Raw genomic sequence first — 12,406 nt, 5'->3', positions numbered from 1 at the left:
CCACGCCTCTGGCATTCGCCCGGCGGTCAGGTCGCTCACGAGGGTGGCAGGAAGGTGTCGGCGGCGCGGCCAATGGGCGACGAGCACGTGCGTGATCTTCCCGTTCGTCCGGGTTCGTCCTAGCGTTCCGATCATGGAGAACGCCACGAAGCCGCGGACCCCGCGAAGGCGCGAACCGTCCTCCCCGGGTAGCCCCCAGCCACATCACCGCCATGGTGGCCGGTCGCGCACGCTCGCAGGACTCGCCCTGGCCATCCTCGCCCTGTCCGTTCTCGTCACCGCCCCTTTCCTCGCCAGCCCCCTCTTCACTGGTACGGCCAGTGCTCGGGTGCTGCCGGAGCGGGGCTCAGTCCTGACCGCTCCGTCGGTCGACGCCGCCGCCCTGCCGGGGTGTGCGCTGTCCAGCCTGCCGCCCGAGGCCGCGGAGACGCTGGACCTGATCTACGCGGGAGGGCCGTTCCCCTACGACCAGGACGGCACGGTGTTCCAGAACCGCGAAGGGCTCCTGCCCGCCGAGCCCATCGGCTACTACCGCGAGTACACCGTGCCCACGCCCGGCTCGCCCGACCGCGGCGCACGGCGGATCGTCGCCGGGGGCGACCAGCCCACCGACCCGGACGTGGCCTACTACACCGCCGACCACTACGCGTCGTTCTGCGAGATCGACGGCACCGGCGGAACGCCCGACCCGGTCGGCGAGTGCGCCCTGGCAGATCTGCCCGCACAGGTGGCGGAGACGGTCTCACTGGTCCGGGCCGGAGGTCCGTTCCCTTATGACCAGGACGGGACGACGTACGAGAACCGCGAAAGCCTGCTCCCCGACCAGGACCTCGGCTACTACCGCGTCTACACCGTCCCGACTCCGGGAGCGCCCGACCGCGGCGACCGACGGCTCGTCGCCGGTGGTGCCCAGCCGACGGATCCGTCCGCGCTCTACTACACCGCCGACCACTACGCGTCGTTCTGCCAGATCACCGGCTGAACGTCCCACCGGCGCGATCGCACGAGTCATAGCCACCCAGAGACGTCTTGGAGCATGGTCCGTCGAACGTCACGGGTGGGGAGAACGACCCATGGCTCGTCGCGGCGACCTGCACAATCTGACCGAAGCTGTGCGTACTCCCTGCTTCGTAGCCTCGTGGTCCGGACGCCCGCGGGTCACGAGGGCGCGAACGAAGGGATGCACCGTGCCGAAGTACCTCATCGAACGCGACGTACCGGGGGCCGGCGGGCTCTCGCCCGAAGGCCTCCGCGCCGCCGCCGCGGAGTCCAACAAGGCGGTCACAGCGCTTTCGCCGCGCGTGCAATGGCAACAGAGCTACGTCGCCGATGACAAGATCTTCTGCGTCTACATCGCGGACGACGAGGCGGTCGTGCGCGAGCACGCCCGTCTCAGCGGAATGCCCGTCACGGTCATCACCGAGATCAGGAGCGTCGTCGACCCCACCGCTGACACTCCGTAGGGGCTGGGGGAACAGCTGCCGGGCGGGGATCGAGGGGATCTCCCGCCCGGCGGGCGGCGCAGCGGCAGAGAACCGGGAGGGTCAGCCGGTGGTCGCGGCGGCGCGGTCGATGGCGGCGCGGTCGGGCATCGAGGTGCTCGCGCCCTCCTTCTGGACCGACAGGCTGGCAGCGACGGCCGACCACCGGAGGGCGTCCGGCATGGGGCGGCCCTCCCCCAGCGCGACAGCCAGCGCGCCCACGAAAGTGTCACCCGCCGCCGTGGTGTCACGGGCGACCACCTCGGGCGCCGGTACCTCGAGCCGTCCGCCGTGCCGGTCACGCCACAACGCACCCCGAGCGCCGAGTGTCACCACGACCTCGGGCACGACCTCGAGGAGGACGGACGCGGCCGAGTCGACATCGGCCGCTCCTGTCAGCACCGCCGCCTCGTGCTCGTTCGGCACCAGCAGGTCGACCGACTCCAGGAGTGCGCCCGTCAGCGGCTGCGCGGGTGCGGGTGTCAAGACAACCTTGACGCCGTGCCCCCGAGCCGCTCGCGCACCATCGGTGACGGCGTCGAGCGGGAGTTCGAGCTGGAGCAACAACAGGTCGGCGTCGGCCAGCGAGGTATCCAGACCTGCGACGGGTTCGTGCACGGTGCCGTTGGCGCCGGGTACGACAACGATCGAGTTGTCGCCACCGCGCTCGACCAGGATGTGGGCGGTTCCGGTGGTCTCGGCGACACGGGCGACTCCGGCAGTGTCCACGCCGGCGTCCCGCAGAACTCCGAGCACCTGGTCGCCGTACGGATCCTCGCCCACCGCGCCGACCATCCGGACCTCTCCGCCTGCCCGCGCCGCGGCGATCGCCTGGTTGGCTCCCTTGCCGCCGGGGATCGTGAGGAAGCGATCGCCCGTCACCGTCTCCCCCATCGCCGGCGGTCGTTCCGCGAACACGACCAGGTCCATGTTGGCGCTACCAAGGACACAGATCCGTGCCGCCATCCGCATTTCCTCCTGGGCGTATCCGATGTGGTGGTCGAGTGTGATGAGCGGGTTGTGGTGGTCCGCTGCCGGTCGTGGCCCGTCCGGTTCTACGCCTTGCCGCTTCGTGCGGACGCGACCCATGCTGGAGGTCGTCCGCACCGGAGCCCACCGGCGATCAGGGCGATCGGCCGCGTCGTACGCCCGCAGAGGAGCCACCAGGTGACGATCTCGACCTTTCCCCCTCTTCGCGCTCAGGAGCGTACCCTCGACGCCGCCCCAGAGGCGCTGGGCCAGCTCCGGCGTTCCGCCGACGTGGCCGACGATGCCGACGAGCTGCTCCGTCGGCTCGACGACGACGGGTATCTCTACCTTCCGGGCCACCTCGACCGAGACGAGGTACTCGCGGCTCGGCTCGACCTCATGACGAGGTTGCAGGCCGACGGACTCGTGCAGCCTGGTACGGATCCGATGGACGGCATCCCCTCGGACGAGTCGTACCGCGGGATCCTCCACACAACCGCCAAGGCCAGCGCGCCACTGCAGCGCCTGCTCTACGCCGGCCGCACGGCCGCACTGTACGAACGGATCTTCGGCGAGCGGGTGCGACATTTCGACTTCACCTGGCTGCGCGCCGTACGTCCGGGCAGGGGGACGCCACCCCACGGTGACAGCGTCTTCATGAACCGGGGTACGCCGCGCCTGCTCACCGCGTGGGTGCCGCTCGGCGACGTCGACCTGCGCCTCGGCGGCCTCATCGTCCTCGAGCGCTCACACCGTGTCGACCAACTCCGCCGCGACTACCACACCCGAGACGTCGACACCTACTGCGAGAACGACGAGGAGTCCACCGCCTCGGCCCGCGCCGGGGCGTGGGAGTGGAACGGATACATCTCCCCCGACCCGGTCCAGTTGCGCGACGACCTCGGGTTGCGCTGGCTCACGGCCGAGTTCGCGATGGGTGACCTGGTGACGTTCCCGATGTACACGCTGCACGGGAGCCTCGACAACACATCCGACCGGCTGCGACTGTCCTGCGACATCCGCTACCAGCGGGCGAGCGAGCCGGCGGATCCGCGATGGATCGGGGCGAATCCCACCGCCCATGGCGCGGAGAGCAAGCGCGGCCTGATCTGCTGATCATTCCGGCGAGCGCGGGAGGTCCTCCGATCCCGCCCGGGGCGGGAAGTGCTCGCGGGCTTGGTGGGCGATCCGACGGATCAGCAGGGCATCGAACGCCGCACCGACGAAGCCGCCGACGACGGGTATCGCGCGGCCGAACCTACTGAGGCCATGTCGGCCGAGTTGGACGAACAGCCGGAACGCCACGCCCTTGTTCACGACCATGAGAGCGGCCGGCGACACACTTCGCAGTGCGTACGCCGCGACGCCGTTCACGCCGATCCCCGCATGCTTCACGACCTTCGAGGCGTCGCTGCCGGTCAGGGCGAGCAGGACCGACGTGCGTACGGCGTCTTCCTTCACGTCATGCCCACGGACGGCGGCGATCGCCGCGACCATCCGGGTCGCGATCAGGTAGAAGCCGAGGACGTTGGCGGGTAACGCGACCGGCAGTGTGACGAAACCGCCGATTCCGGTGGCGAAACCTCCGGCAGCCGCGAGGCGGGTGTGCGTCGCGACGATCCGGTCGATCGCGTCCTCGGCGTCGGGATGGGCGCGCAGAGCACGCTCGGCCGCCCGATCCGCGGACGCAAGCCTCCCTCCGCCGTCGATCCCCGCCCGGAGGAGGTGCCTGACTGCCGCATCGACGGCACGGTGGCCGCCAGCCGGATCCTTGCCCACGCCCTCGAGTATGCCTGGCCGGACCTCCTGTGCCACGACCGGACGGTCGATGCCATTTGCCGGATACGCGCGGAATGATGGCTGCCATGACGTCGCCTGGTTGGACCGCGGACACGATCCCTGATCTCACCGGGCTAACCGCCGTCGTCACCGGTGCGAACTCCGGACTCGGCTTCCACACCGCGCTCGAGCTGGCCCGCTACGGCGCGACAGTGGTCATGGCCTGCCGCGATCTCCGCAAGGGCGAAGCCGCCCTCGCCCGGATGAAGCACGAACTCGGCCGCCCGGCACTCGAGCTCCGGCGGCTCGACCTTGCCGATCTGGCGAGCGTTCGGGCATTCGCCGTGGAGATGCGGACGGCACATCCGCGGCTGGACATCCTCGTCAACAATGCGGGGATCATGGCGATCCCTCGCCACGTGACCCCGGACGGCTTCGAGAGGCAGCTCGGTGTCAACCATCTGGGCCACTTCGCGCTCACCGGGCTGCTGTTCTCCTGCCTGACCCGTGCGGGCAGCTCACGGGTCGTCACCGTGACCAGCGCGTCGCACTCGGTCGGGAGGATCGACTTCGACGACCTGATGTCCGAACGCCGGTACGGCCGGTGGCGGGCGTACGCACAGAGCAAGTTGGCGAACCTGCTCTTCGCGTTCGAGCTCCAACGCCGTGCCGAGCACACCGGACTGGATCTGGTCAGCGCGGCCAGCCATCCCGGCTACGCCGCGACGAATCTGCAGCATCCGTGGTCCCAGACCAGGCCACCTGGGTGGCTGCTGCGCACCGCGGGAGATCTGGCGGCGCAACCCGCTTTCGCTGGTGCACTGCCCAGTCTCTACGCGGCCACGATGCCGGACGTGCGGAGCGGCGACTTCTTCGGCCCACGATGGTTCGGCCTGCGCGGCTCGCCGACTCGGGTGCGAGCCGCGGCACGGGCGTACGACAGCGCGACGGCGGAGGCGCTGTGGAAGCGCTCCGCAGAGCTCACCGGTGTCGACTTCGCGGAGTTGGGGTGAACACGTGAACCGCACCGGTCACGGCCGAGCATCCGCACATTCCTTACATGCATATGCCGGCAACCGAAAACTATAGACGCGCCCGGCGCGGAGCGGCACACTGCTTCCGAGCATCGTGCACATCCGTGTACGCCGTCCGGGAGGTGCGTCCACCGTGCTGACCTCGCGCATCCACCTGCAACGCCTCACGCTCGTCGCGGTCTCCGCGGTCGCGTTGGTGGCCACCATGGCCGCCCTGCCGTCCGCCGCCGCGCCGGTCGCGTCGTCCGGCGAGAGGGCCGCCGCGGCACCAGGCGGCGGAGACTCGACGACGGGCAAGGAGTGTCCGGCACCTGATCCGGCGACGCCGAAGCGGCAGTTCCGCGCGATGTGGATCGCCAGCGTGGTCAATATCGACTGGCCGTCCCGGCAGGGCCTCAGCGTCGCCGAGCAGAAGGCCGAGTACCTCCGCCTGCTCGACGAAGCCGAGGACCGTCGCCTGAACGGCGTCGTCGTGCAGATCCGGCCGACCGCGGACGCCTTCTGGCCCTCGCCGTACGAACCGTGGTCGGAATGGCTGACCGGCACTCCGGGACAGGACCCGGGCTATGACCCGCTGGCCTTCCTCGTGAGCGAGGCGCACGCGCGCAACCTGGAGTTCCACGCCTGGTTCAATCCGTACCGCGTCAGTATGCAGGCTGATCCCGCCCACCTCGCACCCGATCATCCAGCCCGGCAGCACCCGGACTGGATCGTGCCCTACGGCGGGAAGCTCTACTACAACCCAGGTATCCCGCAGGTGCGGCGCTTCGTCGAGGACGCCATCCTGCACGCGGTGAAGAACTACGACGTCGACGCCGTCCACTTCGACGACTACTTCTACCCATACCCCGTGGGCACCGAGCAGTTCGACGACGAGGCGACCTACCAGGAGTACGGCGCCGGCTTCCCCGACAAGGCCGACTGGCGCCGCAACAACATCGACCTGCTCGTCAAGGAGTTGTCCGTACGCATCAAGAAGGCGAAGCCCTGGGTGAAGTTCGGGATCAGCCCGTTCGCGGTGTGGCGCAACATCGCCACCGATCCCGAGGGGTCCGACACACAGGCCGGCGTCGAGACCTTCGACGACCTGTACGCCGACACCAGGCGGTGGGTCCGCGAGGAGTGGATCGACTACATCGTCCCGCAGGTCTACTGGAACATCGGCTTCGCTCCCGCCGACTACGCGAAGCTCGTGCCGTGGTGGTCGGCCGAGGTCGACGGGAGGGATGTCCAACTCTTCGTCGGCCAGGCGACCTACAAGGCGGGCACGTCCACGCAGGATCCCGCCTGGTCGGACCCGCGGGAGATGACGCGGCACCTCACCTTCAACCGCGACCATCCGCAGGTGGCCGGTGACATCTACTTCAGCGCCAAGGACGTCATCGCCGACCGGCTTGACAACATGAGCATCCTGGTCGCCGACCACTACGCGCGGCCGGCCTTGGTGCCGGAGATGCGCCAGCTGGGCGGGAGGGCACCTGACCAACCGTCACTCGTGAGCGCCGAGCACACCGACGAGGGCGCACGCCTGTCCTGGAAGGACACCTCGTCGGCGCACCGCCGGGCCACGTCGTACGCCGTCTACCGGTTCGACGGGGACGAGTCCGACCCGTGTGGTTTCGACGACGCGGGCAACCTGCTCACGACCGTGCGGGCGGGGTCGGGTACGAAGCAAGGCTTCGTTGACACCACCGCCGATCCGGGACGGACCTACACCTACGCGGTCACCGGGCTCGACCGGCTGCACCACGAGAGCAAACCGAGCGAGGGCCGGACCGCCCGCCCCTGAAGCATCTGGCTGGATCCGCGAAGCGGCGCGGCCGTAGGATCGCTCCACGTGCCACTCCTGCTGCTCGACCTCGACAACACCCTCGTCGACCGGGATGCCGCGTTCCGGTTCGCGACGACGGATCTCCTTGCTACGCACGGACTTCCGGCCACCGACCTCGACTGGGTTCTCGAGCTCGACGCCAGCGGCTACCGGCCGCGGGGCGTGGTAGCACGCGGGCTGCTGGATCGCTATCCGATGCTCGCTCCCCCGCTCGTGCAAGGCTTCCTTGACAACGGCGCCGCCGATGCGGTCACCCTCGCGGCGAGCACCCGTACGGCCCTGCGACACGCCACGGCCCTCGGCTGGACTCCGGTCATCGTGACGAACGGCCGGGTCCGCCAACAGGAGAAGAAGATCCAGGTTTCCGGCCTCGATCGGGAGGTCGCCGGTTGGGTCATCTCCGAGGGCGTCGGGGCGGCCAAGCCGGACGCGGGGATCTTCGCCCGCGCCGCGGAGGTGGTGGGGGCGAGGCTGGCCGACGGCGGCTGGGTCGTCGGCGATTCTGCGCGCGCGGACATCGGCGGCGCTCAGGCCATCGGCTACCCCAGCGTGTGGCTGCCTCTCGGCAGGATCTGGCCGGCCGAGCTCGAGTACCAACCTACGCGCACCGCCGACAACGTGTCCGCCGCGATCCACCTGGTGCTGGACAACGCGCGCGTCGGATGAGGATCAGCCGCCCTGGATCTTCTCGAACGGAAGTCGTAGCTCCAGCCCACGCGGATCCAGCGCACTGGACCGGCTGACCTGACCGATCTCCGACTCGGGCAGGGCACGCCGGTAGATGCGTACTTCGTCGATCGAGCCTTGGAACCGGTTCGCACCGTCGATGCGCTGGCCGACGTGGATCCCCTCGACGCCGAACTCCTGGCCCTCGGTCACCGAGCCCTTCGGCCCGGTCGCGGCCGCCACCTGCTCACCGTCCAGCCACAGGCTGAACTGCCGGCCAGCCCGCCGCAGCGCGACGTGGTGCCACTCGCCGTCGTTCACCGGGTCGGTGGCGGTCAGGGTGGCCGAGCCGTAGCCGGTGCCGATCAGCGCACGGATCCGGTTGCTGCCCGGTTCCGCGCGCAGCCAGACCTGCGGCGTCGTGCCGGACCCGAGCCGGTACGCCCACAGCAAAGTGTGCGACCCGGCCGTCGCCGAGTAGCGGATCCAGGTGGACCACGTGAAGTCGTCGGCAGCGAGGTCGAGCGCCTTCGTGAAGGGCAGCTCCACTCGGTCGTCGCTACCGTCGAGGTCGAGCGCCGTGCCGAACCGGCCTTCGCCGAGCGTCGCTCCACCTCGGACGTACGCGGTGTTGCCACGCCCCGGCACACCTGCCTTCGCCAGGTCGGGCGTCGTCGGCCCAGGCGCCGGAGGCGGCGGGATGCCGGGCGGATCACCGTTCGGCGTCGCAAGGTAGGCCTCGTCGAAGCGGGCGAAGCGGATCGTCTCGTATGGGCTGAAGCTCCCCGCCTCGTACATCAACCCGACCACGCCGTCGGAGATCTCGGTGAGGTCGGAGTACGCCGAGGGACCCCAGTGGACGACCTTGCCCTCATCCCAGGACTCCCACGTCCGAGCCTCGTCGTAGGACGAGCGAACCGTCATCACCTCGCGCGCCGCCGGATGCGCCGGCGCCGCGAGCAGGATCCGGTTGCGGGCATCGCCCTCGTCGACCGCGCCCAGCCGCAGCAGCGATCCCTGCACGATCGGCGTGACGATCCGCGGGTCGGTGGCGAACGGCGCGTCGAAGGTCTCTCCGCCGTCGCCGCTGGTCGCGAACGCACGGTTGCCCGGGTCAGGATCGCTCCCGCTTTCGCGGGCGGAGTCATAGATCCCGCCGTCGACGAGCTCGACGATGGTGTTCTCGCCCGGGTGCATCACCTGGCTGTCGTGCGAGGCGATCGCACCTCGGTGCCAGGTCAGCCCACCGTCGTCGCTGTAGACGAGCACGACGCCGCCGGGCGTTCCGCCCGTTTCGTTGAAGTACGACGGGACGACGAGACGTCCGGCATGGGGTCCGCGGGTGAGCTGGATGCCATGGACCGGCCCGGTGCCGTACCACCACTCCCACTCGGGCTTGCTGATGTCGCCGGTGATGTCGACCGGTGCGGTCCACGTGGCACCGTTGTCGTTGCTGACCTGCAGGAACGGGCGGCGGATCTGCTGGTTCGCCCCTGGGTTGTAGGTCGAGAGCAACGCGATCCGACCCGACGCCCGGTCCACGACCGGTGCCGGATTCCCTCTGGTGTCTCCCGATCCCTCGATGATGACCTGCAGCGGTCCCCAGGTTCGGCCACCGTCCTGCGACCGGCGAAGTACGAGGTCGATGTCGCCAGTGTCTGAGCAGGTGTTGACCCGGCCTTCGGCGAAGGCGAGCAACGTGCCGTCGGTGGCGGTGACGATCGCCGGGATCCGGAAACACGAGTAGCCCAGCGTGCCGCCCTGGAACAGCACCTGTTCCTCGAACATCGCCTGCTCGACCAGGCCCAGGCTCTCCTCATGGCCCGATTCCTGGCCCGGCCGCGGCTCCGCACCGGCGGCGTCAGTGCGGGGCACCGCCGCCAGCAGCGCGGCGAGCAGGCAGGTGGTGGCGAGGATGGACACCGTCGCTGCGCGAGGGACGCCGGCTCGCCGCGGTTCGGTGTCCCCGCTCGGGCGTGCGTACGGAGGCGCTGCCGTCATGCCGGACTCCGTTCGTCCGTCCCTTGCGTCGACATTGGACGTGGGACATGGGATGTCTGGCGGCGACGGTAGACCCACGACGTGCCGATGACAAGACCGGCGAACGAAACCGGCCGGGCAGCCCGACTCAGCTACCCGGCCCGGACGAGCGTGCCCCTCAGACTGGCGGGAGGAATATCGGCCTGGAAGTCGACCGCCCTCCCACAGGTCGTGGGAACGATGCCTCGGTCAGAGAATGACTTCTCCGCGACCGACGCGTTCGCGAAGCTGCTGCAGCGCCTCTTCGAGGATCTGCCGGGCTTCTTCGTCGGTACGGCGTTCCTTGACATAGGCGAGGTGCGTCTTGTACGGCTCATTTCTCGGCGCCGCCGGCGGGTTGCCCGAGTCAAGACTGGCGGGAAGCCCGCACCGCGGGCAGTCCCAGGAGTCAGGCACCGCCGCGTCAAGCGCGAAGCTCGGACGCGTCTCGTGCCCGTTGGCACACCAGTACGTCACTCTCTGGCGGGGCGCGGTATCACCACGCTCGGCCTCTCCCATTGGACCGGCACCGACCCGGCTGCCCCGAATGGCACTGCCACTTGCCACTGACGATCTCCCTCGTGACGGTCTGCGGACGAACGATGGCTCTGGAACGAGCCCGGACATCGGCGATCAGTAGGGACCAGGTGGCCGCGGTCGTCGCGGCGCTGTCCAGCGAGGTGGGGAGTGTGCCCGCACGCTCAGCCGAACTTGAGCAGCAATCCGAGTCCCACAATGCAGGCGAACCAGATGATGCCCGTGCCAACCGTGATGCGGTCGAGGTTGCGTTCAGCGATGGAAGAGCCACCGAGGCTCGACGTCACTCCGCCGCCGAACAGGTCAGACAGGCCGCCGCCCCGCCCTTTGTGGAGCAGGACCAGCAGCACGAGCACGAGGCTCGTGAGGATCAGCAGGATCGAGAGCGTGGTAACCACGGTCCGGTGAACCCCTTTGTCCGATAACGCCAATAACCGGCTATGGATAACCCAAGAGCCCTAAGAGTACGACACACAGCGTAAGCCGTAGCCCCCCGGCACTGTAGCCGCGGCGTCAGGGCGATCTTCGCGGCCGGTGCAAGGTTCGAGAGCGAGGATCGTCACCTCGAGGGACGCCACCCCGATCAGGACGAGGTGGACGGGTCACCGACCGATCCGGCGGCCGCCGCCCCCGTGACTCCGGCCGCCCTCGTGACTCCGGCCGCCGTCGTGACGCCAGCGGTGGCACCCGCCGCCTCCGCGGCGGACCGGGCGGCGCGGATGTCGCGCTCACGGACTGCGTGCTCGTCCGTCCGCGCGTCGTACCCCCAGAACTCCCGCAGCCACGCGGACACGAGCGCGACCCCGACCACACACAGCACGCCACCGCTCACGATGGAGGTACGCACGCTCGTCGCGTCGGCGACCAGACCAGCGCGTGCTTCACCGCCCATCGGCCCGATGGAGTACGACAGCATCTCGATCCCGGCAAGCCGGCCCCGTCGTTCGTCCGGGATGGTCTGGTGCCAGATCACGCTGCGGAAGATCCCGCTGATCATGTCGGCCGCGCCGGCGAACGCCAACGCGACGATCGCGAGCCATGCCGACGGCGCGAGCCCGGCGAAGACGACCGCCGCGCCCCAGCACGCCGCCGCCAGTACGACCGCGCGGCCGTGGTGGTGAACCCGCGCCGTCCAGCCGCTCGTCGCCGTCGCCACCAACGAGCCCACTGTGCCCGCCGAGTAGAGCAACCCGAGCATCGTCGGCTCGCGCAGCACGTCGGCCGCGAACGCGGGGAACAGCACGATCGGCATCGCCAGGAACATCGCCGTCAGGTCGACGATGTAGGTCCCGAGCAGGTCTTTGCGGCGTACGGCGTAGCGCAGCCCGTCGGCGATCCCCCGGGCCGCGCCGGCGAGACCGGCCTGCACGGTGTCCTGCAACGGCGGATAGCGGCGCAGGGTGGCGAAGAGCGCGGTAGCGATCATGAGACCGCAGACGTCGACCGTGTAGGCCCACACGGCGCCGCTGGTCGCGAGGATCACCCCGGCGAGCGCCGGTCCCGCGAGCATGCCGGTCTGCATCCCGACCGAGGAGAGGGTGACGGCAGCGGGCAGCTCGTCATGGCGGACGACGCGCGGCGTGAGCGCCTCGCGGCTCGGTCTTTGCAGCGACTGCGCGACCGTCAACAGCACTGCCACGGCGTAGATCAGTCCGACGGACGGCCGTGCCAGGGCCGCGTTGACGAGGAGCACGACCGTGAGCAGGCACTGGGCTGTGCCGGTCGCGACGAGGACGCTCCGCCGGTCCACCCGGTCGGCGAGCGCCCCGCCGTAGAGGCCGCAGGCGATCAGCGGGACCAACTGGATGAGTCCGAGGGCGCCGACGGCGAAGTTGGAGCCGGTGAGGTGGTAGAGCTGGTACGGCAGGGCGACGTAGGTCATCATCCCGCCGAGATAGAAGACGGTGCCGGCGATCCAGAGCAGCCGGAAGTCGCGGGAGGTCCGCATCGGGGTCAGGTCGAGGCGCAGCGCGGCGAGCCGGCGCCACCATCTGGACAGCCCTGAAGACCACCTCGACCCGCCTGGTGGTTCCTCGGCTGGTCGAGGACGCGTCACGAGCGGCCATTCTCGGTGTCGGCGCCGGCTGGCG

12 protein-coding genes are annotated in these 12,406 nt (G+C 69.7%); 6 read left to right on the top strand and 6 right to left on the bottom strand.

Features of this window, described 5'->3' with window-relative positions; genetic code table 11:
- The first annotated feature begins 133 nt into the window (after positions 1-133).
- Together ABN028_RS06470 and ABN028_RS06465 are read left to right on the top strand one after the other, a co-directional pair.
- Entirely contained in the window at positions 134-982 is an 849-nt protein-coding gene (locus ABN028_RS06470) for a guanyl-specific ribonuclease (protein ID WP_349695961.1), read from the top strand.
- Between the two features lie 205 nt (positions 983-1,187).
- Positions 1,188-1,463: a DUF4242 domain-containing protein gene (locus ABN028_RS06465; protein WP_349695960.1), complete on the top strand. Its 276-nt coding sequence runs from the start codon at positions 1,188-1,190 to the stop codon at positions 1,461-1,463.
- 81 nt (positions 1,464-1,544) lie between these two features.
- Here ABN028_RS06465 and rbsK read toward each other — a convergent pair whose 3' ends face one another.
- Entirely contained in the window at positions 1,545-2,645 is a 1,101-nt protein-coding gene (gene rbsK, locus ABN028_RS06460; protein WP_349329119.1) for a ribokinase, read from the bottom strand.
- Between the two features lie 3 nt (positions 2,646-2,648).
- On the opposite strand from rbsK, the gene ABN028_RS06455 reads away from it, so the two are divergent.
- Positions 2,649-3,566 carry a phytanoyl-CoA dioxygenase family protein gene (locus ABN028_RS06455; RefSeq protein ID WP_349329118.1) on the top strand — a complete coding sequence of 306 codons (918 nt, stop codon included), beginning with the start codon at positions 2,649-2,651 and terminating at the stop codon, positions 3,564-3,566.
- Here ABN028_RS06455 and ABN028_RS06450 read toward each other — a convergent pair whose 3' ends face one another.
- Positions 3,567-4,265, bottom strand: coding sequence for an EcsC family protein (locus ABN028_RS06450; RefSeq protein WP_349329117.1), 699 nt, complete (start codon positions 4,263-4,265; stop codon positions 3,567-3,569).
- A gap of 50 nt (positions 4,266-4,315) precedes the next feature.
- On the opposite strand from ABN028_RS06450, the gene ABN028_RS06445 reads away from it, so the two are divergent.
- The 3 genes from ABN028_RS06445 (at position 4,316) to ABN028_RS06435 (ending at position 7,760) form a co-directional block, all read left to right on the top strand.
- Entirely contained in the window at positions 4,316-5,242 is a 927-nt protein-coding gene (locus ABN028_RS06445; protein WP_349695959.1) for an oxidoreductase, read from the top strand.
- A 154-nt stretch (positions 5,243-5,396) separates the two neighbouring features.
- Complete coding sequence (locus ABN028_RS06440; RefSeq protein WP_349695958.1) at positions 5,397-7,052, top strand: glycoside hydrolase family 10-like protein; 1,656 nt, start codon at positions 5,397-5,399, stop codon at positions 7,050-7,052.
- A 48-nt stretch (positions 7,053-7,100) separates the two neighbouring features.
- Positions 7,101-7,760, top strand: a complete 660-nt coding sequence (locus ABN028_RS06435; RefSeq protein ID WP_349695957.1) for an HAD family hydrolase — start codon at positions 7,101-7,103, stop codon at positions 7,758-7,760.
- A gap of 3 nt (positions 7,761-7,763) precedes the next feature.
- Here ABN028_RS06435 and ABN028_RS06430 read toward each other — a convergent pair whose 3' ends face one another.
- The 4 genes from ABN028_RS06430 to ABN028_RS06415 all read right to left on the bottom strand — a co-directional run bounded on the left by ABN028_RS06430 (position 7,764) and on the right by ABN028_RS06415 (position 12,372).
- Entirely contained in the window at positions 7,764-9,761 is a 1,998-nt protein-coding gene (locus ABN028_RS06430) for an exo-alpha-sialidase (RefSeq protein WP_349695956.1), read from the bottom strand.
- A 228-nt stretch (positions 9,762-9,989) separates the two neighbouring features.
- Complete coding sequence (locus ABN028_RS06425) at positions 9,990-10,346, bottom strand: RNA polymerase-binding protein RbpA (RefSeq protein WP_349329112.1); 357 nt, start codon at positions 10,344-10,346, stop codon at positions 9,990-9,992.
- A gap of 134 nt (positions 10,347-10,480) precedes the next feature.
- Entirely contained in the window at positions 10,481-10,714 is a 234-nt protein-coding gene (gene secG / locus ABN028_RS06420; RefSeq protein ID WP_349329270.1) for a preprotein translocase subunit SecG, read from the bottom strand.
- Positions 10,715-10,899: 185 nt separating this feature from the next.
- Positions 10,900-12,372 carry an MFS transporter gene (locus tag ABN028_RS06415; RefSeq protein WP_349329111.1) on the bottom strand — a complete coding sequence of 491 codons (1,473 nt, stop codon included), beginning with the start codon at positions 12,370-12,372 and terminating at the stop codon, positions 10,900-10,902.
- Positions 12,373-12,406: the final 34 nt, after the last annotated feature.

Origin of the sequence: Actinopolymorpha sp. B17G11, from assembly GCF_040196095.1 — a bacterium.
Lineage (GTDB): Bacteria > Actinomycetota > Actinomycetes > Propionibacteriales > Actinopolymorphaceae > Thermasporomyces.
This window is presented reverse-complemented; position numbering and strand designations above follow the sequence as displayed.

Bases quoted from the DNA above. Each gene is read 5' to 3' on its own strand.
- ABN028_RS06470 (WP_349695961.1), top strand. From the start codon at position 134: ATGGAGAACGCCACGAAGCCGCGGACCCCGCGAAGGCGCGAACCGTCC.
- ABN028_RS06445 (WP_349695959.1), top strand. From the start codon at position 4,316: ATGACGTCGCCTGGTTGGACCGCGGACACGATCCCTGATCTCACCGGG.
- ABN028_RS06430 (WP_349695956.1), bottom strand. From the start codon at position 9,761: ATGACGGCAGCGCCTCCGTACGCACGCCCGAGCGGGGACACCGAACCG.